General features: G+C 71.4%; 18 protein-coding genes. 10 read left to right on the top strand and 8 right to left on the bottom strand.

The window, feature by feature from the left end; translation table 11 throughout:
- Positions 1 to 135 precede the first annotated feature (135 nt).
- Complete coding sequence (locus OOZ19_RS22875) at positions 136 to 1302, bottom strand: Glu/Leu/Phe/Val dehydrogenase dimerization domain-containing protein (RefSeq protein WP_266092256.1); 1167 nt, start codon at positions 1300 to 1302, stop codon at positions 136 to 138.
- Between the two features lie 630 nt (positions 1303 to 1932).
- On the opposite strand from OOZ19_RS22875, the gene OOZ19_RS22870 reads away from it, so the two are divergent.
- On the top strand, positions 1933 to 2820 hold the full coding sequence (locus OOZ19_RS22870; RefSeq protein WP_266092209.1) for a hypothetical protein: 888 nt from the start codon (positions 1933 to 1935) through the stop codon (positions 2818 to 2820).
- Between the two features lie 41 nt (positions 2821 to 2861).
- Entirely contained in the window at positions 2862 to 4412 is a 1551-nt protein-coding gene (locus OOZ19_RS22865; RefSeq protein ID WP_266092255.1) for an amidohydrolase, read from the top strand.
- Between the two features lie 95 nt (positions 4413 to 4507).
- Here the strand turns inward: OOZ19_RS22865 and OOZ19_RS22860 are convergent, their stop codons facing one another.
- Both OOZ19_RS22860 and OOZ19_RS22855 read right to left on the bottom strand, forming a co-directional pair.
- The gene (locus OOZ19_RS22860) at positions 4508 to 5305 is read right to left on the bottom strand and encodes a serine hydrolase (RefSeq protein WP_266092208.1); all 798 of its coding nucleotides are present in this window, start codon (positions 5303 to 5305) and stop codon (positions 4508 to 4510) included.
- A gap of 14 nt (positions 5306 to 5319) precedes the next feature.
- Positions 5320 to 6264 (bottom strand): ornithine cyclodeaminase family protein, encoded by a 945-nt coding sequence (locus OOZ19_RS22855; RefSeq protein ID WP_266092207.1) that lies wholly within the window; start codon positions 6262 to 6264, stop codon positions 5320 to 5322.
- A 382-nt stretch (positions 6265 to 6646) separates the two neighbouring features.
- On the opposite strand from OOZ19_RS22855, the gene OOZ19_RS22850 reads away from it, so the two are divergent.
- The 6 genes from OOZ19_RS22850 to OOZ19_RS22825 all read left to right on the top strand — a co-directional run bounded on the left by OOZ19_RS22850 (position 6647) and on the right by OOZ19_RS22825 (position 14705).
- Complete coding sequence (locus OOZ19_RS22850; protein ID WP_266092206.1) at positions 6647 to 8245, top strand: aldehyde dehydrogenase family protein; 1599 nt, start codon at positions 6647 to 6649, stop codon at positions 8243 to 8245.
- On the top strand, positions 8242 to 9384 hold the full coding sequence (locus tag OOZ19_RS22845; protein WP_266092205.1) for an NAD(P)/FAD-dependent oxidoreductase: 1143 nt from the start codon (positions 8242 to 8244) through the stop codon (positions 9382 to 9384). Before OOZ19_RS22850 ends, OOZ19_RS22845 begins: the two co-directional genes overlap by 4 nt.
- Positions 9385 to 9626: 242 nt before the next feature.
- Positions 9627 to 10802, top strand: coding sequence for a Glu/Leu/Phe/Val family dehydrogenase (locus tag OOZ19_RS22840; RefSeq protein WP_266092204.1), 1176 nt, complete (start codon positions 9627 to 9629; stop codon positions 10800 to 10802).
- 4 nt (positions 10803 to 10806) lie between these two features.
- Positions 10807 to 11856, top strand: a complete 1050-nt coding sequence (locus OOZ19_RS22835; RefSeq protein WP_266092203.1) for a LysR family transcriptional regulator — start codon at positions 10807 to 10809, stop codon at positions 11854 to 11856.
- Positions 11853 to 14102 (top strand): thiamine pyrophosphate-dependent enzyme, encoded by a 2250-nt coding sequence (locus OOZ19_RS22830; RefSeq protein WP_266092202.1) that lies wholly within the window; start codon positions 11853 to 11855, stop codon positions 14100 to 14102. The genes OOZ19_RS22835 and OOZ19_RS22830 overlap by 4 nt, the downstream gene beginning before the upstream one ends.
- A gap of 57 nt (positions 14103 to 14159) precedes the next feature.
- Positions 14160 to 14705 (top strand): GNAT family N-acetyltransferase, encoded by a 546-nt coding sequence (locus OOZ19_RS22825; RefSeq protein ID WP_266092201.1) that lies wholly within the window; start codon positions 14160 to 14162, stop codon positions 14703 to 14705.
- Between the two features lie 71 nt (positions 14706 to 14776).
- On the opposite strand, the gene OOZ19_RS22820 is transcribed toward OOZ19_RS22825, so the two are convergent.
- The 5 genes from OOZ19_RS22820 to OOZ19_RS22800 form a co-directional block, all read right to left on the bottom strand.
- Complete coding sequence (locus OOZ19_RS22820; protein ID WP_266092200.1) at positions 14777 to 16240, bottom strand: FAD-binding oxidoreductase; 1464 nt, start codon at positions 16238 to 16240, stop codon at positions 14777 to 14779.
- Positions 16241 to 16506: 266 nt separating this feature from the next.
- On the bottom strand, positions 16507 to 16713 hold the full coding sequence (locus tag OOZ19_RS22815) for a DUF397 domain-containing protein (protein WP_266092199.1): 207 nt from the start codon (positions 16711 to 16713) through the stop codon (positions 16507 to 16509).
- A gap of 185 nt (positions 16714 to 16898) precedes the next feature.
- Positions 16899 to 17894 (bottom strand): phosphatidylinositol-specific phospholipase C, encoded by a 996-nt coding sequence (locus OOZ19_RS22810; protein ID WP_266092198.1) that lies wholly within the window; start codon positions 17892 to 17894, stop codon positions 16899 to 16901.
- Positions 17895 to 18037: 143 nt separating this feature from the next.
- The gene (locus OOZ19_RS22805) at positions 18038 to 18223 is read right to left on the bottom strand and encodes a DUF397 domain-containing protein (protein WP_266092197.1); all 186 of its coding nucleotides are present in this window, start codon (positions 18221 to 18223) and stop codon (positions 18038 to 18040) included.
- Positions 18216 to 19049 carry a helix-turn-helix domain-containing protein gene (locus tag OOZ19_RS22800; protein WP_266092196.1) on the bottom strand — a complete coding sequence of 278 codons (834 nt, stop codon included), beginning with the start codon at positions 19047 to 19049 and terminating at the stop codon, positions 18216 to 18218. The genes OOZ19_RS22805 and OOZ19_RS22800 overlap by 8 nt, the downstream gene beginning before the upstream one ends.
- A 155-nt stretch (positions 19050 to 19204) precedes the next feature.
- Here OOZ19_RS22800 and OOZ19_RS22795 point away from each other — a divergent pair, with 155 nt between their 5' ends.
- Complete coding sequence (locus OOZ19_RS22795) at positions 19205 to 19429, top strand: hypothetical protein (RefSeq protein WP_266092195.1); 225 nt, start codon at positions 19205 to 19207, stop codon at positions 19427 to 19429.
- Between the two features lie 73 nt (positions 19430 to 19502).
- Positions 19503 to 20444: a homocysteine S-methyltransferase gene (gene mmuM, locus OOZ19_RS22790; protein ID WP_266092194.1), complete on the top strand. Its 942-nt coding sequence runs from the start codon at positions 19503 to 19505 to the stop codon at positions 20442 to 20444.
- Positions 20445 to 20701: the final 257 nt, after the last annotated feature.

Genomic DNA, 20701 nt, shown 5'->3' with positions numbered 1-20701 from the left:
CACACTTGTCACCCGAAGTCGTGGCGAGCTGAGATCGATGTAACGCCGATCCCCATTTCGACGATTTCCCTGAAATGCCCGTGCGTGCCACCCCTTGACGGATGGCACGCACGTTTCGGCTTCGACTGCGGCGGGCTACGGAATGCTGACCAGCAACCGCCCTTCCGCCTCGGCCACCTTGTTCTGCTCGGTCTGCCAGTCCGCGAGCCGCAGCGCGGCGACCCGCGGAGTGGTCCCCTCCGCGTCCCAGGCCGCGATCAGCGGCGGGATCTTCGCCAGCATCTCCTCGCGGAGCACGCTGAACGAGAGCACCGGGTCCGCGTCCACCCGGCCCAGCAGCAGCCACCAGGCCCAGGCGACGGCACCGGAGTTGGCCACGAAGTCGGGGATCACCGGGATGCCCCGCTCCGCCAGCAGCTGCTCGGCCTCCGGGGTGATCGGCGTGTTCGCCGCCTCGATGATCACCTTGGCGGCCACCTGCGGCACCCGCTCCGGAGTGATCGCGTAGGACACCGCAGCCGGGATCAGCACGTCGACGTCGACCGCCAGCACCGCGTCCCTGGGCAACCGCTGCACGTCGGCCGGAACCTGATCGCGGTCGATCTCCCCGAACCGGTCCCTGGCGTCCAGCAGCGCCGGGATGTCGAGCCCGTCCGGGTGGTAGAGGGAGCCGGCCGCGTCCGCGACGGCGACGACCTTCAACCCGGCCTCGTGCAGGTACCAGGCGGCACCACCGCCCATGGTGCCCACGCCCTGCACCGCGACGGTCGTGCTGTCGTGGCCCCAGCCGCGGGCGTGCAACACGCCGAGGCAGCACTGCGCCACGCCGTAGCCGCCGACGACATCACCGAGCAGCAACCCGCCGGGAACCGGGGCGTTGAGCCCGGCGCGGACCCGGCGCAGCGTGTGCTCGACGTCCGGCGCCCGGCGGATCGCGGCGTGGTAGGACTGCTCCAGCCCGGCCTCGACGAAGACTTCGTCGATCAGGTGCTGCGGCACGCCCAGGTCTTCGGCCGTGACCCAGTGCGCGTCGATCCACGGGCGCATGGCCTCGACGAACCGGCGCAGCACACCATGCGCCTGGGGGTCCTTGGGGTCGCAGTCGATGCCGCCCTTGGCGCCACCGACGGGCAGGTCGAACACAGCGGTCTTGCGAGCCATGCCCCGCGCCAAGTCCTCCACTTCCGACATCGTGCATCCGGCGCGCATCCGGGTTCCGCCGGTCGCCAGGCCGGACACCAGAGTGTGCACGACGAGGTATCCGTGCTTTCCCGTCACCGGGTCTGTCCAGGTCACCCTCATCATCGGGTCACAGTCGACAAGTGCCACCGGCCGAACCTCCTCCCAAGTGCAGTGCATGAAATGGGCGCACAGGTCGGCGCCCACCAGAGTTACCTACAGAAGGGGCGTGTTCCGGCCGAGGGATTCCAGGCACCGCTCAGGGTCGAAGACCCACGGGGCCCGGGTTCGGCCGACCGCACGCGCTGCGGAGTGACCACCGCCGGCAGGCGGTGGCCAGCCTCTAATGTCGCAGCCAGAGCGATGAAGACGACAGCCAGCGGAGGGGACGGGGAAGGCCGTACTCGTTGGCCCGCATGGTCACCTCCGTGTCTCGCTGGCGATGGATCGAAGCTAAACCCGCGCTGGATTTATTGTCAACAATCGTCGTATCCGACATTCACGCCGTCATCCGAAGTTCACGGCGAAACCTCGGCGTGATCTGTCGACAAGCCTCTGACCAGGCTAATCGAAGATCCGGCGGATACCGGCAACTGGCCGCCGACACTCACTCGTCCGGGGTCTTAAGCTCTGAGCGCGGCAGTTGTTCACCGCGTCGGGGCCAGGCTTCGCGCGGGTAAGGGCAGGGCGTCGCGCGGGTATGAGTTCGGGGAATCGGCTCCGCTCCCCGCGCGCGACTGGGAGGATGCAGGCATGAGCCAACCGGGACTCCCCGAGCAGGGACCCCACCGACCGGACCCGCTTGGTCCACCGGGCGCGCTGGACCAAGCGGCGCAGCAGAACCTCATCCAAGACGTCGGCCGGGTGCTGCTGCGCTCAATGCCGCCGGCGTGGAGCGAGGTGACCGTCGAGTACCGCGCGGTCGGCGCGCACTCGGAGATCTCCGCGCAGCTGCTGGCCCCCAACGGCACGCCGATCCCGCTGGCCGTGCCCGCGGAGTCCGGGGAGCTGTTCGCCCGGCTCCGCCACGGCATGCACGAACCGGACCGGGGCACCTGGATCAGCGCGCTGTACCGATTGCAGCGCCCCAGCAGCTACAGCGTGGACTTCAACGGCGACTACGAACCGACCTGGCAGCACCCGCCGCCCGCCGAGGCCTTCGCCGCGGAGCTGCGCACCTACCCCCGTGCGGGCGTGAACATCCCCGGTTGGCTCGCGCGCAACGCTGGGGTGCCGGACGCGACCGGCACCGCCACGCGCGCGCCCGCACTGCGCACCGCGGAGGTCTTCGACGCCGTCGACGAGGACGGTCGCCCGCAGGTGGACCGCCCGGAGGTCGCCGCGGACGAGCTCACCGGTCTCGTCGACTACCTCGACCGCGCGCCGATCGTGCTCGCCGCGCGCAGCTACGACACCGATCAGCTCGACCCCGCGTCGCCCGCGTCGGTCCCGCTGACCTTCCACACCGACGGCCAGTGGATCTGGCCCGGCGCGGTGGGCTACTACCTGCGCACCCACGGTGTCGCGCCGGACGCGGAGCTCGTCTCGCACATCCGCCGGGCGGGGTTCCGGGTGCCCGAGGTCGACGAGCACCTGCGGGAACTCGCGGTATCGGTGATCACCGGAGAGGAGCATCGCTGACGGGGGCCGAGTTGGCGTTCGTGGACGGCCCGGTGGCCACCATGGACGCCGCCGGTTCGCGGACGGACGCGGTCGCCGTGCGCGGGGGCCGCATCGCCGCGCTGGGGTCGGCGGGCGTGCGTGCGCTGATCACCGACCGGACCGAGCTCGTCCCGCTGCGGGGGCGGTTGCTGCTGCCCGGTTTCCAGGACGCGCACGCGCATCCGCTGTTCGGCGGGCTGCTCCGGTTGCGCTGCGACCTCATGGAGGCGGCGGACGCCGCGGACTGCCTCCGGACGATCGCCGGACACGCCTCCGGCGGCGGGTGGCTCCTGGGCGGCGGCTGGGACTCGGCGCACTTCCCCGGAGGCGCGCCGACCGCCGCCGCGCTGGACGAGGTCACAGGTGCCCGTCCGGCGTACCTGATCAACCGCGATCACCACAGCGCCTGGGTGAACACCGCAGCCCTGCGGCTCGCGGGAGTGGACGCGGGAACCCCTGACCCGCCGGACGGGTGGATCGAACGGGACTCCCGCGGTCGTCCCGCCGGAACCTTGCACGAGGGCGCCGCCGATCTCGTCGGCCGCGTGCTGCCCGCCCCGGATCCCGGCGAGTACCGGGCGGCGCTGTTGGAGGGGCAGCGGCTGCTGCACGCCCACGGCGTGACCGGGTGGCAGGACGCGATCGTCGGCGCCTACCTAGGGCACTCCGACGTCCTGGACACCTACCGGGCGCTCGACGAGCAGGGGCTGCTGACCGGGCGGGTGCAGGGAGCACTCTGGTGGGATCGCCGCCGCGGTCGGGAACAACTGCCGGAGCTCGTCGAACGCCGGGCGCGGGCACGCGGTCCCCGGTTCCGCGCGGACCACGTGAAGCTCATGATCGACGGCGTCTGCGAGAACCGGACGGCGTCGATGGTGCGGCCCTACCTCGGCGAGCACCGCAGCGGGCTCTCGCACCTGTCGGCCACCGCGCTTCGCGAGGTGGTCGGCCTGCTCAGCGCCGAGGGATTCGCGGTGCACTTCCACGCCGTGGGGGATCGCGCGGTGCGCGACGCGCTGGACGCGGTGGCCGCCGCGCCGGGCTCCGGCCTGCGCCACCAGATCGCGCACCTCCAGGTGATCCGGGACGAGGACCTCCCCCGCTTCCGGGAGCTCGGGGTCACGGCGAACGTCCAGGAGGCCTGGGCGATCAACGACGCGGCCATGACCGAGCTGACGATTCCCCGGCTGGGCGCCGAACGCGCCGCGCGGCAGTACCCGTTCCGGTCGTTGCACGACGCGGGAGCGCCGCTGGCCGCGGGCAGCGACTGGCCGGTCTCCGATGTGGCGCCGCTGGGCGCGGTGCACGCCGCGGTCAACCGCTGCGAACCGGGCGGGACGGTTCCGTTCCTGCCGGAGCAGTCGCTCGAACTCGGCACGGCGCTCGCGGCGCACACGCGGGGCAGCGCCCGGGCGAACGGGTTCGCCGCCGAGACGGGGTCGCTGGAAGTGGGCAAGGCCGCCGATCTCGTGGTGCTCGATCGCGACCCGTTCTCCGCGCCCCGCTCGGAAATCGGGCGCGCCAAGGTCGATCTGACCATCGTGGACGGAGCCGTCGTGCACCGACGCTGATCCGGTACCGCGGACGCGTTCGCCCCTGGCGCGCAAGGCATCGTGGTCGGCGCCGGCGCTGATCGGACGGGGACCCCTTCCCCGCGGGGACTTTCTCAGCCGAGCGCGCGGAACACCCGCAGGCCCAGGTCCGCGATCCGGTCGTACACCGGACTGCGTCCGGCGCCTCGGCGGGACGGTTCGTCGGTGAGCTCGTCCACCAGCACCGCGACCACCGCGCGCGGCCGATCGTCCCCGATCAACGCCACGTCGTGGCGGGATCCCTGGATCTCACCGGTCTTGTTCCAGCACCGCGCCTCCCCCGGCAGCGCGGCGGGCAGCCGGTCCCTGATCTGCTGGCGGGACAGCACGCCCAGTGCGTGCACGGTGAGCTCCACCGGCAGCGCCCGGCCGGTCGCGAGCCGGTCCAAGATCCGCGCCTGGTCCAGCGCGCAGGTGGTGTTGCACCCTGGCGCGTCCACGTCCATCAACCGCCGTTCGACCTTGGTGGCGACGCAGCCGAGATCGGCGGCGCAGCTCGCGATCGCGGGGAATCCGACGTTGTCGACCAACGCGTTCGTCGCCGCGTTGTCGCTGATGACGATCATGAGCGTGATCAGGTCGGCGATCGTGAGCCGGTGCACGCCGGACAGTTCGCGCAGCACCCCGAAACCGCCCGCCCGCTGCGCGGGGAGGGGGACCTCGGTGTCCAAAGCGAACCGTCCAGCCTGGACCTCCCGCAGAGCGGCGATCATGACGAGCACCTTGATGGTGCTCGCCGGGTGCACTTCGCGCTGCGCTCCGACCAGCACCGGAACGCGCTCGTCCAAGTCCCACGCGGCGAACCCGACACGGCCGGGGAATTCCCGCCAAGCCTCGTCGAGCGACGCCTCCAGCCGTTCCGCGAAACCCATCCGGCCGCTCCCCCTCACAACGTTCCGAGCACGGCGTGCGCGGCGGCGGCGTCCTGGACGCCGATTCCGACGCTGTTGTAGAACACCAGCTGCCCCGGGTCGGTCCTGCCCGGCGCACGCCCGGTCAGCACCTCGCCCAGCGAGTGCAGCCGCTCGCGGGTGCGGTCACCGCGTTCCAGCGCACGCATGATCGGTCCGGCGTGGTGGACGGCGGTGTCCACGTCGTCGACGACGACCAGACCGGCCCGCCGCACGAGTTCCTCGTCGACCTCCCGCCGGTGCGGTTCGAAGCTGCCCACCGACACCACCGTCGCGCCGGGCTCGACCTGGTCCGCGGTGATCACCGGCTCGGCGCTGAGCGTGCAGGTTGCGACGAGCGAAGCGCCGCGCACCGCCTGCTGCGCGGTGTCCACCGCGCGCACGTCCAAATCCAGTTCGGCGGCGAGTTCGCGCGCGAGGGCCTCCCGCCGCTCCCGGTCCCGGCCGTGGATTCGGACCGTCCGCAACGCGCGCACCCGGGCGATCGCGCGCACGTGCGCGCGGGCCTGCACCCCGGAACCGAGCACCGCCAGCTCGTCGGCCGCTTCCGGTGCCAGCACGTCGACGGCCACCGCGCTGCCCGCGGCGGTGCGCAGCTCGGTCAGTGCGGTGCCCGCCATGACCGCCCGGACCCGGCCGTCGTCGGCGTCGAGCACCAGCACGGTCGCCGAGATCACGGGCAGTCCCCGCTCGGCGTTGCCCGGGTGCGCCGCGACGAGCTTGCTCACCGCGCCGTGCTCCGCGGAGACCGTGCCGAGGTAGCCCAGCGCGGTACCGGTGCCGCTGGGGACCGAGACCTTCTGGGCGAGCCGCGCCCGGCCGTCGCCCAGCGCCGTGAAGGCCGTGCGCTGCGAGCGGATCGCCGTGTCGAGGTCCAGCGCGGCGGCCACGTCCGCGTCGGTCCACATCATGTCCGTCATCCGTGCCTCCAAGCTCGCCGCTCCCCCGCCACCGGCACACGGTAGGCGGGCAGCGGTGGTGATCGTTCTGAGCGACAGCAGCACTGTCGCTCAGAGAATCAGGAAATCACTCTTCTGATGCTCGATGTTCGAACGCCTGCGCGGTTACGGTGGGTTTCGTGACCGGCGGCACAACGCAAGCCGACCGGTCCGCCCCGGGTCCGGACTGCGCTCCGGCCCTGTTCCGGAAGACGCCAGCCCGGCCCCCGAGCCCGCGACCGCTGCGGCCACCCGGCCGCCCGGCCCTGACATCGGCACTGACCGTCGCGATCTCCGCGACGTCTCGACCGGCAGCACGACCGCACTGCACACGCCCGCACGGATGAGGAAGAGGTGGACCACGGTGTCGACGACGGTGAGTTCGGTGATCGGAGCAGCCCCGCGCGAGGCGGCCCCCGGATCCGGAGCCCCCGGGTCAGGATCGGCGGAGTACGCGTCCCGCAACCCCGCCCGGCTGGACGACGTGGTCGCGCGGGTCGAGTTGAGCGGCCCGGAAGCGGTGCACGCGGCGGCCGGCGCCGCCCGCACCGCGCAGCGCGAGTGGGCGCAGGTGCCCGCTCCGGTGCGCGGACGGGTCGTGGCCGAGCTCGGCAGGCTGGTCGAGGCGAACAAGGAATCGCTGGCCCGGCTGGTGACGCGCGAGATCGGCAAGCCCTACGCGGAGGCTCTCGGCGAGGTCCAGGAGATCGTCGACACCTGCGACTTCTTCCTGGGTGAGGGGCGCAGGCTCTACGGCCAGACGGTCCCCTCGGAGATGCCGGACAAGCAGCTGTTCACCTTCCGGGTTCCGGTGGGCGTCGCGATGGTGATCACGGCGGGCAACTTCCCGGTGGCGGTGCCGTCGTGGTACCTGGTTCCGGCTCTGCTGTGCGGGAACGCGGTGGTGTGGAAGCCGGCCGAGTACGCGGCGGCGGCAGCGCGGGCGGTGGCCGAACTGGCCTGGCGAGCCGGAGTCCCGCAGGGCGTGCTGAACCTGGTCTACGCCGACGGGGAGGCCACCTTCGCGGGCTTGGAGTCCGCGTTGCGGGACGGCCTCGTCGACAAGGTGGGCTTCACCGGTTCCAGCGCGGTCGGCTCGCGGGTCGGCGAGCTGTGCGGCAAGTACACGCAGAGCCCGTGCCTGGAACTCGGCGGGAAGAACCCGATGATCGTGGCCGCGGACGCGGATCTCGACCTCGCCGTGGAAGGCGCGCTGTTCTCCGGGTGGGGCACCGCCGGACAGCGCTGCACCTCGCTGGGCAACCTGATCGTGCACCGCGACGTGCACGACGAGTTCGTCGGCCGGCTGGACCAAGCGCTCCGGGCCGCGGTGATCGGCGATCCGGCCGGGGACGTGCTCTACGGACCGCTGCTGGACCAGAAGTTCGCCGACGGCTTCGAATCGGTGCTGGGCACCATCGCCGATCACCACAAGGTGCTCGGCTCCTCGGCGGTGGGCCGGATCGGTGCCACCGCCCCGCGCGCCGGTTTCCAGGGCGATCCGGAAGCGGGGTTATTCTACCACCCGGTGCTGCTGGACGGGCTGCGTCCCGATGATCACGTGTTCACCCAGGAGACCTTCGGCCCGATCGTCGGGGTGAGCACCTTCGACAGCCTGGACGAGGCGATCGAACTGGGCAACGCGCCCGGTTATGGGCTCTCCGCTGCCGTCTACACCTCCGACCCGGCCACCGCTTTCCGGTTCCGCCAGGGCACCGGCGCGGGGATGGTCAGCGTGAACAACTCGACCTCCGGAGCCGAGGCGCACCTCCCGTTCGGCGGGAACGGCCGCTCGGGCAACGGGAGCCGCCAGTCCGGCATCTGGGTGCTCGACCAGTTCACCCGCTGGCAGTCCCTGAACTGGGACTTCTCCGGAAAGTTGCAGAAGGCGCAGATGGACGTCGCCACCGTCGAACCGGACCGGGGATACCGGCTGCCGCCCGAACTGGGCGGCACCTCGTGACCCTGCCTGGCCGGGCCGAGGTGGTCGTGATCGGCGGCGGGGCGATGGGCACGTCCATCGCCTTCCACCTCGCCGAGGCGGGGACGCACGTGCTCCTGCTGGAACGCGACGAGCTCGGGTCGGGTAGCACCGGCAAGGCCGCGGGCGGAGTGCGGGCGCAGTTCTCCGATCCGGTCAACATCGCGCTGGGCGCCCGCAGCCTCCGCGCGTTCGAGCGGTTCGCCGAGCGACCGGGCGGGGAGATCGACCTGCGCAGGCACGGCTACCTGTTCCTGCTCTCGGACCCGGCGGACGTGGCGGAGTTCGAGAATTCCGTGCGGTTGCAGAACGAACTCGGGGTGCCCAGCCGGATGCTCACCGCGCGGGAAGCGGGCCAACTCGCGCCGCTGGTGTCCGTCGACGGCGTCCTGGCCGGTGCCTTCTCCCCCACTGACGGGCACTGCACGCCGGACGCGGTCGTGCAGGGCTACGCCGCCGGGGCACGACGGTTCGGCGGTGACCTCCGGCGCCACTGCGCGGTCGAGGGCATCGAGGTGTCCGGCGGTGTGATCACCGGCGTGCGCACCGATGCCGGCACGGTTGCGACGTCCACCGTGATCTGCGCGGCCGGCGCCTGGTCGGCCGAGGTGGGCGCGATGGCCGGGGTGGAGTTACCCGTGCGGCGGCTGCGGCGGCAGATCCTGGTCACCGAACCGGTCCCTGGTCTGCCTGATCGGCTGCCGTTCACGATCGACTTCAGCACCGGGTTCTACTTCCACGACGAGGGACCCGGTCTGCTGATGGGCATGCCGGATCCGGTCGAGAGCACCGAATCGCGCACCGACGACCGGTGGCTCGACGGTCTCGCCGACACCGTGGCTCGGCGGGCACCGGCACTGGCCTCGATCGGTGCGGCGCATCGCTGGGCCGGGCTGTACGAGTTGAGCCCGGACCACAACGCCCTGATCGGGGCATCGTCCGAAGTGGACGGATTCCTCTACGCGACGGGCTTTTCCGGGCACGGATTCCTGCAGAGCCCGGCGGTCGGCGAGGTGGTCCGCGACCTCGTCCTCGGCCGACCACCCGAGGTGGACGTCGCAGGGTTCAGCGTCGACCGCTTCGCCCGCGCCGCCCACCGCCCGGAACGCAATCTCGTCTGACGGTTCGTTCCAGCACGATTCGCCGGTGCGCCCGGTCAGCCGCAACGCCGCTGACCGGCGGCCACCGGAGCAGCACGACCACCGGCGGTGTCGCGCGGTTTCCGCACGAGGGCGGTGATTCCTCGTACGGCTCCTCGTACGGCGGAGCCACCGTGGAAGCGACCTCCCGACGAGGACGCCGTTGCGGTTCCGCCACCGGCCACTACGCAGCTCACTTCGGACAGACCACGCAGGAGGCAGTCGTGAACGACCTGTTGCAGTCGATCGACGAATGGGGACCCGAGAAGATCGTCTGCGTCTCCGATTCCCGCAGCGGGATGCGGGGCGTGCTGGTGGTCGACAACACGGCTCGCGGCACCGGCAAGGGCGGGATCCGGATGAGCCCGACGGTGAGCGTCGCCGAGATCGCCAGGCTAGCCAGGGTGATGACGTGGAAGTGGGCGGCGGCCGACCTGTTCCACGGTGGCGCCAAGGCGGGGATCGTGGCCGACCCGGCGGCACCCGACAAGGAGCGGATCGTGCGCGCCTTCGCCCGGAAGCTCGCCGATCAGATCCCGGCCAGCTACGTCGCGGGCCTGGACATGGGCATGACCGAGCGGGACGCGGCGATCATCCAGGACGAACTCGGTGACCGGGGCACCGCGGTCGGAGTCCCGGAGGTGCTGGGCGGGGTCCCCTACGACGAGCTCGGCGTGACCGGGCACGGCGTGGTCGCCGCACTCGCCGCCGCGCTGGAACTGCGGGACCGGCCGATGGCGGGGGTGCGCGTCGCGGTCCAGGGGTTCGGCGCGGTGGGCGCCGCGGCGGTGCGCCGGTTGCACGAGCTGGGCGCCCAGGTCGTCGCCTTGTCCACGGTGGACGGTGGTGTGCACGATCCGGACGGGCTCGACGTGCCGTCGTGGCTGGCGCGGCGCGCCGAGCACGGCGACGCGTGCGTGCAGGGCGCTCCGGCGGCCAAGCGCCTCGACCGGGGCGAGGAGCTGGTGGTCGACTGCGACGTGCTGATCCCCGCGGCAGGTCAAGACGTGCTCGGGGAAGGCGTCGCCGCGGAGGTCCGGGCCGAGGTCGTCGTGGAAGGCGCGAACCTCCCGACCACACCGGACGCGCGTGCCGCGCTGGCGGCGCGCGGGGTCACCGTCGTGCCGGACTTCATCGCCAACGCGGGCGGAGCCATCGCCGCCGGTTTCGCCATGGACGCACGTCGTTCCGCGTTCCGCCCGGCACCGGGCCGCATCCTCGACGAGGTCGCCGAGCGGTGCCGCGACAACACCAGGCTGGTGCTGCGCTCCGCGATGGAGCACGGGGTCGATCCGCACACCGCGGCTCTGGACATCGCGAAGAGCCGGGTGCGCGCCGCGATGGAGCTGCGCGGACGGCTCACGACGGTCGAGGCCGAACCGGTCGGCGCGGGCGGCTGATCGCATGCTCAACCCGATCCACCTGCGCACCTTGCAGGAATGCGTGCGCACCGGCTCCTTCGCGGAGGCGGGACGAGCACTGGGATACACCGCGTCCGCGGTGTCGCAGCAGATGGCGCTGCTCGAACGTGCCGTCGGGGCAGCGCTGTTCGAGCGCTCCGCGCGAAGCGCCCGGTGCACCGCACTCGCGTCCCGGCTGGCGGAGCGCAGCCGGGACGCGCTGGGCGCGCTGCAATCCTTGGAACGCGAGGTGCGCGCGATGGTCAGCGGTGAGGAAGGCAGCCTGCGGCTGGCCGGGTTCGCCACCGCCAACGCCCGCATCCTGCCGGGCGTGCTGGCCTCCGTGATCGAGCAGCGCCCGCACGCCGAGCTGCAGCTGGACGAAGGCGAACCGGACGAGGTCGTCGACAGCGTGCTCGACGGAGTGCTCGACGCGGCGGTCGTGTTCGAGTACGACCTGGACCCGCGGCAATGGCCGACGGACCTGCGGGTGGACGAGGTGGTGTCCGAGCCGCTGCGCCTCGTGCTGCCGGGCGCGCACCGGCTGGCCGGGGCCGCGGAGATCTCGCTGCACGAGCTCGCCGACGAGCCGTGGATCTGCACCCGCCGCGACACCGCCGGGGCGCGCTCGCTGGTCCGGCTCGCCGCGGCCAGCGGCTTCGTCCCGCGCATCACCTTCCGCAGCAACGACTACTCGGTCATCCGGGACCTGGTGGCCCGCGGGATGGGGGTCGCGATGCTGCCCGGATTGGCGCTCGGGGCGGGGTCGGTCCGGGTGACCCGCATCGCCGGGCGGCAGCCGCAGCGTCGAGTGCGCGCCTTGTACCGCAAGGAGAACACCAACCCGCTGCTGCCCCTCGCGCTGGACTGCCTGCACCGGGCGGGCTCCGAGCTCGCCGTGCTCTGGGGGCCGGACACCGCGGCGCACCACCCCGAACCGGATCCGCGGGACCTGCCGGTGACGTCGCTGCCCGGCGGGACGGCTGATCTGCGGTGGCACGGCACCGGTTCCGGCGCCTCGGGAACTCGGCACAGCGGAACGGAGCGGTCATGACCCAGGGCAGCGATCGGATCGAGCAGATCGACGAGCACTTCCTGTCGGCGGTGCGCGGACTCGCCTCGGCGAGTTCCGCCGTCTCGTCCGGCGCAGGATCGGCTCGTCCCGGCGTCACGGGCGAATCGGGCGCGAGCTCGTCGGCGCAGCTGCTCGCGCTGTTCGACGCGCAAGCGGGCAGCAGGCACCTGGACTTCGCCGCGCGCGAGTTGGGTCGCCGCAAGCTGGGCTACTACAGCATCGGCTCCTCGGGCCACGAGTCGAACGCGGCAGTGGCCGCGGCCCTGCGCCCCACCGATCCGGCGCTGTTGCACTACCGCTCCGGTGGGTTCTACCTGCGCCGGGCGCAGCAGGTCCCGGGGCGGGATCCGTTGCGGGACGTGCTGCTCGGGGTGGTCGCTTCAGCCGAAGAGCCGATCTCCGCGGGAAGGCACAAGGTCTTCGGCCACGGCGAGCTCGGGATCATCCCGCAGACCTCCACCATCGCCTCCCACCTGCCTCGGGCGATGGGGCTGGCGTTCTCGTTGGGCCGGGCCGAACGGTTGGACGTCGCGTCAGAGTGGCCCGCTGATGCGGTCGTGGTGAGCAGTTTCGGCGATGCCTCGGCGAACCACTCCACCGCGCTCGGCGCGATCAACGCCGCCGCGCACTGCGCGCACCAAGGATTGCCGATGCCGCTGCTGCTGATCTGCGAGGACAACGGACTCGGCATCAGCGTGCGCACCCCGCCGGACTGGGTGACGTCGGCGCACTCCCGGCACCCGGGGATCAACTATTCCGCAGTGGACGGTGACGATCCGGCTCGGTGCCTGGAGATGGCGGCGGAGCTCGCGGATTGGGTGCGCGAGCACCGCAGGCCCGCGCTGCTGCACCTGCGCACCGTCCGCCTGATGGGGCACGCGGGATCCGATGTGGAATCCGGCTACCGGACGCGATCGGAGATCCTCGCCGACTACGACCGGGATCCGCTGCTGGCCACCGCCGCGGCTCTGATCGACCGCGGCATCCGCTCCCCTGCCGACGTCCTCGAACGGTACGAGTCGTTCCGCGCCGAGGTCACGCGGATCGCCGACGAGGTGCTGTCCCGCCCCAAGCTCGCCGACCGGGCCGAGGTGATGGCCGCCATCGCCCCCGCCGATCCCGGGGCGGTGCGGGATCGGGCGGCCCACCGGACCGCGCAGCGCGCACGGCACTTCGGCGAGAACGCACCGGAATCGGCCGGACCGCTCACCCTGGCCGAGTCGATCAACCGCGGCTTGGCCGACGCGCTGGCCACCGATCCGGGCACGCTGGTCTTCGGCGAGGACGTCGCGGGCAAGGGCGGCGTGTACGGGGTGACGCGGGGCTTGCGCCGCGCGTTCGGCGGACTCCGCGTGTTCGACACGCTGCTCGACGAGCAGAGCATCCTCGGCACGGCTCTCGGCGCGGGTCTCGCCGGGATGGTGCCCGTCCCGGAGATCCAGTACCTGGCGTACCTGCACAACGCGGCCGACCAGCTGCGCGGCGAGGCCGCCACGCTGGGGTTCTTCTCCAACGGCCGGTTCCGCAATCCGATGGTGGTGCGCATCGCCGGTTACGGCTACCAGAAGGGCTTCGGCGGGCACTTCCACAACGACAACTCGGTGGCCGCGCTGCGCGACATCCCCGGCCTGGTGGTCGCCTCCCCGTCCTGCCCGGACGACGCCGCCGCGATGCTGCGCACCTGCGTCGCCGCGGCGCGGGTGGACGGCCGGGTGTGCGTGTTCCTGGAGCCCATCGCGCTCTACCACGAGCGGGACCTCCACGAGCCGGGCGACAACGCGTGGTCCGCGCGCTACCCGGCGCCCGGCGACGGGCACGTGCCGATCGGGAGCGCCCGCACGCACGGCACCGGGAACGAGTTGGCCTTGGTGACATTCGGCAACGGCGTACCGCGCTGCCTGCGGGTGGCGCGGCGGCTGGAACGCGAAGGCGTCGGGGTCCGGGTGCTGGACCTGCGCTGGCTGAGCCCGCTGCCGACCGAGGACCTGCTCGCCGCGGCGATGGCGACCGGACGGGTGCTGGTGGTCGATGAGACCCGACGCTCCGGCGGCGTGTCCGAACCGGTGGTGACCGCGCTGGTCGACTCCGGTTTCACGGGCGCGATCGCCCGGGTCACCAGCGCAGACAGCTTCATCCCACTCGGGGGCGCGGCGCAGCACGTGCTGCTGAGCGAGGATTCCATCGAGGGCGCCGCCCGCGAACTCCTCCGCCGACGCGCGAGGTGACCCCATGAACCACGCCACCCCGCCGGAACGGCTGCCGCGCCGGCACGAGGTAGCCGGATGATCAGCTGGCGCACGCTCACCGAGCAGGACTTCCCGATGCTGGGGCGGTGGCTCGCGGAACCGCACGTGGCCCGGTGGTGGCAGCACGAGACCTCCGCCACGGCGGTCGCGCGCGATTTCGGTGCGGCGGCACGCGGCGAGGAGCCCTCGGACGACCTGCTCGTGCTCCTCGACGGGCGGCCGGTCGGGCTGCTGCAACGCAGCCGGTACGCCGACTACCCCGATCACGCGGCCGAGCTCGCGCCGATCATCGAGGTTCCCGCGGAGGCGGTGTGCATCGACTACTTGATCGGCGATCCGCAGCTGATCGGGACCGGTCTGGGCACCCGCGTGATCCGCTCGATAGTAGAGGCGACCTGGAACGACTACCCGAACGCGCCGTCGATCGTGGTACCGGTGTCCGCCGCCAACCGGGGGTCCTGGCGCGCGCTGGAGAAAGCGGGACTGCGCCGGGTCGCCGAGGGCGAGATGACCCCGGACAACCCGCTCGACGACCGGGACCACTACGTCTACGAGGCGGTCCGCCCACCGGCCGGTTCCTGACCCGCAGCCCGCCGCACCCCGGAAGAGAAGGGCCGACGACGCACTCCCCTGCGCCGCCGGCACTCGCCATGCTAGGTGCCGAACCCGCGCGGATCATGTTGTTCATGAGGCGCTGACCTGCGACTTGATCCTGTCGCAGCGCAGCTCGTGGGCGTGCCGAAGACCTTCCCCGGGTTGAAGATCCCGGCCGGGTCGAGCCCGTTCTTCACCGCGTGGTGCATGCCCACGACGGTGGGCCCGAGCTCGTCGTGCAGGCCTGCCCGCTTGAGCAGGCCGATGCCGTGCTCGCCGCTGACCGTGCCGCCCAGCGCGATGGCGTCGGCGACGATGTCGTCGAACGCGCGCTGCGCCCGTTCCCGGGCGGCGTCGTCCCCAGCCGGGGTGATGATCAGCGGGTGCAGGTTGCCGTCGCCCGCGTGCGCGATGTTGGCGATCAGCGTGTCGTGGCGGACCGCGGCGGCCTCGACCTTCGCGAGCATGTCCGGCACCAGTGCTCGCGGCACGCACACGTCCTCGGTCAGCAACGGGCCGAGCCGTTCCAGGGCCGGGTAGGCCAACCTGCGCGCGGCGAACAGCGCATCGGCTTCGTGCTGGTCGGTGGAGGCCGCGCTGAACGTGGCGCCGGCCTTCTCGAAGCATTCGACGAGGGTCGCGACCTCCTGCTCACCGGCTTCGCCGGGCGTGTCGGAGCGACCGAGCAGCAGCACCTCGGCCTCGTCGCTGAGCCCCATGTTCTTCCACTCGTCGACCGCCCGCAGGCAGTGCCGGTCGAGCAGTTCCAGCGCGGAGGGCACCACACCGGACGCGGCGACGGCGGCGACGGCCTCGCCCGCGGCGACCAGCGAGTCGAAGTAGCCGACCACGGTCCGCTCCGGCGCGCGGACGCCCGGCAGCAGCTTGACCGTGATCTCGGTGATGATGCCGAGGGTGCCTTCGGAGCCGACGAACAGTCCGCACAGGTCGTAGCCGGTGACTCCCTTCGCTGTGCGCCGCCCGAGCCGCACGACCTCCCCGTCGCCCACCACCGCTTCCAACCCGAGGACGTAGTCCCTGGTCACGCCGTACTTCACGCAGCACACGCCACCGGCGTTCGTGGCGACGTTGCCGCCAATGGTCGACCACGGGGAGCTCGCGGGGTCCGGCGGGTACCAGGCCCCGTGTTCCCGGCAGGCGGCCCGGAACTCGTCGTTGATCACTCCAGGCTGGGTGACGGCGAGCTGTTCGCGCGGGTTGATCTCCAGCACCGAGTTCATGTGCTCGAACGAGATCATCACGCAGCCGTCGAGGGCGTTGGCCCCGCCGGACAGGCCGGTGCCCGCGCCGCGCGGCACGACCGGAACCCCCAGTTCGGCGCAGACGCGCACGACCTCGACGACGTCCTCAGTGCGCACCGGTCGCACGACGGCGGCAGGTGTGCCGTGCGGGGCCCATTCGGCTTCGTCGTGGGCGTAGCGGCCGACGGAGTCCGGGTCGGTCACCAACAGCTGTTCCGGTACCCGCGCCCGCAGTGCCGCGAGCGTGCTCTCCGTGTCCATCACGCCTCCGTTTCGCCTGTCCGCACACCACGTTAACCCGCTGCCGCGCCGGCACCCAGCATCGTTCCGGAAAACGCGATCATGGCTTTCACCACGGGTTTCGCGAGTGCTGACGCCCTGTCAGCGCCACCCCACCTAGCGTGGCGATGACTCCGCTGGCGCCGGCCCGGCGAGCTCAGCGGCCACCGGAACCGACGGCGCACCCCTGCTCCGAGCTCAGATCGATGTCGCGCCGACCGGCCGCGAACGACGCCGCACGGCCGTGGTCAGCGCGCCGAGGCGTCGCGCTGCCGACGCCACTGGTCGGAGCCGACCAGGAGGAGGAACCCGCGCCACCGCTCCCGCGACACGCACAGCCGAGCGCCGTGCGGCTGCTTGGAATCCCGGATCAGCGTCACCCCCGCACGCCGGGCAACCTCGACGCAGTTGCCCACGGACCCGCTGCGGGTGCTTCTGTGCCACTCCTCGGACATGGCGGCCCCTCTCTCGTGGCGTCAGGGACCCTGCCCATCTTTCTTGCTCCCGGAACGGATTCCAGTGGTCAGCTGTCGTAACACCCTGCGCTCAACGCGCACGCGAGACCGTCCGATCGACACCCGCTCGCACTGCCCCGTTCGCCCACGAGCCGGAGTGATCCGCGCGGCGGGTTCTCGCCGAGTCAGGAATTCCGGGAGATCACCTCGTCGATGAGGTCGCCGCCGGGGAAGTCCATCAGCACCACACCGGTGCGGGGCACGTCGTTGCCCGTCAGGTGCTCCAGCGCGTAGTCGTTGACGCCTCGGGTGCCTCCGGTGCCGCAGGACACGGTCTTCGGGTTGGCGCCGAGGCTCGAACCGCTGGTGAAGTTCCAAAACATCTCACCGGAGTCGGCGGAGTTCGTCTTGTCCCAGTGGTCGCGCACGTGGTTCCACTTGTCGTCGATGTCGCCGATCGTGGGCACCTCGTACTCGTCCTGCACGTAGTCGCCCCAGTTGTCGTTGGTGAACTGGGAGAGCCCGTAGCCGTCGACCAAGCCGCCCTTCGCCTCCTGCAGCGATCCGAGCACGATCTTGCCGCGGGCGTCGCCGAGCGTCGGCATGCCGCCGGAGGCGGGGTTGTGCAGCCGCCCGCCGTTGGGGTCCTCGTCCTGGTACCGGTCGAGGATGGTCGCGGTGTCCTGGTCGCTGTTCTCGTCCGTGCAGGACCCGATCTCCCCGGTGCATTCGGCCTTCAGCCGCAGCACGATCGTCTCTCCGGGGTGAGCGGCGAGGAAGTCGTCCGCTTTCGCCAGCACGTCGGCGAAGTTCGCGTTCTGGTAGAAGGTGCCGTGGTGGATGGTGAACTGGTTGTCCACCTTCCGAACCCGGATGTCGATCGCGCGGACTCCCGCGTCGAGCTGCGCGGTGAGAGTTTCCGCGCTGTCGCCGTGGTTCTCCTGGGTCTGCGTGATGTCCCCGCCGTGCAGGGACAACGTGTCGTGGGTTCCTGGGATGGACAGCGCGGCGAGGCTGGTGTCGTCGGGCAGCCCACCCATCCAGTCCGGGTTGGAGGCCTCGGTGAGGCTTTCGCAGTAGGCCGTGGCGGCGTGCGCGGTCCCGGCGGGAACGAGGGTGACCGCTAGCGCCGCGGCGAAGGTGGCGGCGATCCGGGCGGTGGAGGAGGCGACTCCGGTCATGCGCCCATGATCTCCACCCGCAGGTCACGACGGGGCCACCCTGGCGTGATCCCGCCACGGCGCCGGATGTTCCAGGCCGCCATCGGATCGGCCCCGCTCCGGCCGATTCGTGACGGCCGAGGCGGGACCGGCGTGGTTCGAGATCAGCCTTCGTAGCGGCCGGAGGTCACGGCGTCCAGGAAGCTCCACCACCGTTCGCGCGAGACCCGCAGCCGACCCTCTCGCGGTGCTTTCGAGTCCCGGACGTCCACCTCACCCGTCGAGACGGCCACCTCCACGCAATTGCCGTTCGACCCGCTTCGGGTGCTCTTGCGCCACACCTCAGTCATCTTCCAGTTCCTCGCCGATTTGCCCGATGAGCTCCGCCGAACGCGCTTCGCACAGCGCCTTCACCTCGAGATCTTCTACGCCCTCGATGAACGGTTCAACATCCTGGGGACGAGTCAGGAACAGTCCTACTCGGCGTGCTTCGACGTACACATGCGGCTCGCGCTCCGGGAACGTCAGGACGACGAAAGCGCCGTCGAGGCCTGCGTGGACACCGGCGTACCGGGGCACGACCTGGATCCTGACCTGGGAACGCTCTTGCATCCGGATCAGATGATCAAGCTGGTGCCGCATCACTGTGCTGTCGCCGATCACCCTGCGCAACGCGAATTCGTCGATGAGGAAGCGCACCAACGGCGCTTCCGGTCGCGTCAACAAGGCTTGGCGCGCCAACCTCGTGGAAAGCAACCATTCCGCGTCCCCGCCCGCACCGATGACCGCACGGGCATATTCCGCGGTTTGCAGCAATCCCGGCACCAATCCGAGTGAGACGTCGATGATCTCCGAGGCCTTCGTTTCCAAGGCGACGAGGCTCGTGATCTGCTGCGCGGTCGCGGGGCCGGTGGCCAGCCACGCCGTGCTCGCATCCGTGCCGTCCACCTGCTCGACCATCTGGTCCCGCCGCCTGCCGGTGATGCCGTAGACGGCGCACAGGGCGATGACCTCCTCCGGCTCCGGTACCCGCGTGCCCAATTCGGTGCGCGCGACCGAGGTGTGCGAGACACCGATCCGTTCGGCCACCGATCGGGTGGACATCCGGCACTGCTCGCGGGCTTTCCGGAGATCCGCTCCGAGCCCCATCTGCCGCACCTTGCTGCGCTGCCGCACCCACCGACCTCCGAACATCCGAGAACAATTGTCACAGATTCCGTTACAAGCGTTCCAAAGCACTTCTCCGTCGCTTTTGTAACCGCTTGCTGTTCCTGCCGGAAGCCTTCTAACCTCCGCTTCACGCAATCGGTTGATCACGAACTGGAGGAATCATGAGGCAGGAAGGCTGGCGCATTCCCGCGAGCGCGGACCCGGCGACGGGCGAAGTGGTGCTGGGCATGGCGACGCCGCAGACGGTGGCGATCCGGCAAGGCGACTCGGTGCTCGAGCTGACCACCGAGCAGCTCGGCGAGCTCAGCGATCGGATCTTCTACCTGCACGAACTGCTGCGGATCGACCTCGCCGACATCGCGGAAGGCCTGCAGCCGAGTTGGTGATCGAGCCACGCCCTGCTCGGTCGTGCGCGGTCGACGGCGTGAGCGAGCGTTCCGGAGGGATTACCGTTCGGGTATGAGCATCGCGGCGCAGGATCTCTTCCGGGACGGTCCGCGCATCCTGGACGGTGGGCTGGCCACGGAACTGGAGGCTCGGGGCGGAGATCTCTCCGGCGGCCTGTGGTCGGCCCGATACCTGCTCGAGGCACCGGAGAGGATCGTCGACGCGCACGAGGCGTTCTTCGCTGCGGGAGCGGACGTGGCGAAGTCCGCCGGGTACCAGGCCAGCTTCGAAGGGTTCGCCGAGCACGGGGTCGGCCGCGAGCAGGCGGCCGAGCTGATGCGCCGCAGCGTCGAACTCGCCGGGGAGGCGGCGCACCTGGCGCCGGTGCGGGACCAGGTCGCCAAGACCGCGGCGCACCGCACCGGGCGGCTCGTCGCCGCCTCCGTCGGACCCTACGGCGCCGTGCTCGCGGACGGGTCGGAGTACCGCGGGCGCTACGGGCTCGGCCACCGCGAACTCGTCGCGTTCCACCGGCCCCGGCTGGAGGTGTTCGCGGCGGCCGAGCCGGACCTGTTCGCGCTGGAGACCGTTCCCGACGTGGACGAGGCCGCCGCGCTGCTCGATGCGCTCGACGGGCTCGGCGTTCCGGCCTGGTTGTCGTACACGATCTCCGGTGAGCGCACCCGCGCCGGGCAGCCGCTGGAGGAGGCGTTCGCCGTCGCCGCCGACCGGGACGACGTGCTGGCCGTCGGGATCAACTGCTGCTCCCCCGCCGACGCGACGCGCGCCGTGCCGATCGCGCGCGCGGTCAGCGGCAAACCGGTGGTCGTCTACCCCAACAGCGGTGAGGGCTGGGACGCCGAGCACCAGGTGTGGACCGGCCGCTCCGGCTTCGACGCCGCCCTCGTCAGCCGCTGGGTCACCGACGGCGCCGGCCTCGTCGGCGGCTGCTGCCGAGTCACCCCCGCCGACATCGCCGAAGTAGCCGCCCACCTGCCCCGCCAAGCCCAGTAACCAGTTCCCCCAGGCCCCAACCCGCCCACACACGCAAAGCCCTGCCGCACGGCAAAGCCATGCCTCGCGGCCGAAGGCCGTGCAGTAGGCGGCGAAGCCACGCCTGCCTCGCGGCCGAAGGCCGTGCCTGGATGCGCGCCAGCGCATAGCCCACGTCGAAAACTTGGTCACCCGCGGGTTTGAGGTTCCCCCGTGATGCCGGAGACTTGGTTATCTGGCGATGGCTTGGGCTGGTTCGATGGGCTGGGAGTCGTGTT

It is taken from the genome of Saccharopolyspora sp. NFXS83 (assembly GCF_026241095.1).
Classification (GTDB): domain Bacteria; phylum Actinomycetota; class Actinomycetes; order Mycobacteriales; family Pseudonocardiaceae; genus Saccharopolyspora_C.
This window is presented reverse-complemented; position numbering and strand designations above follow the sequence as displayed.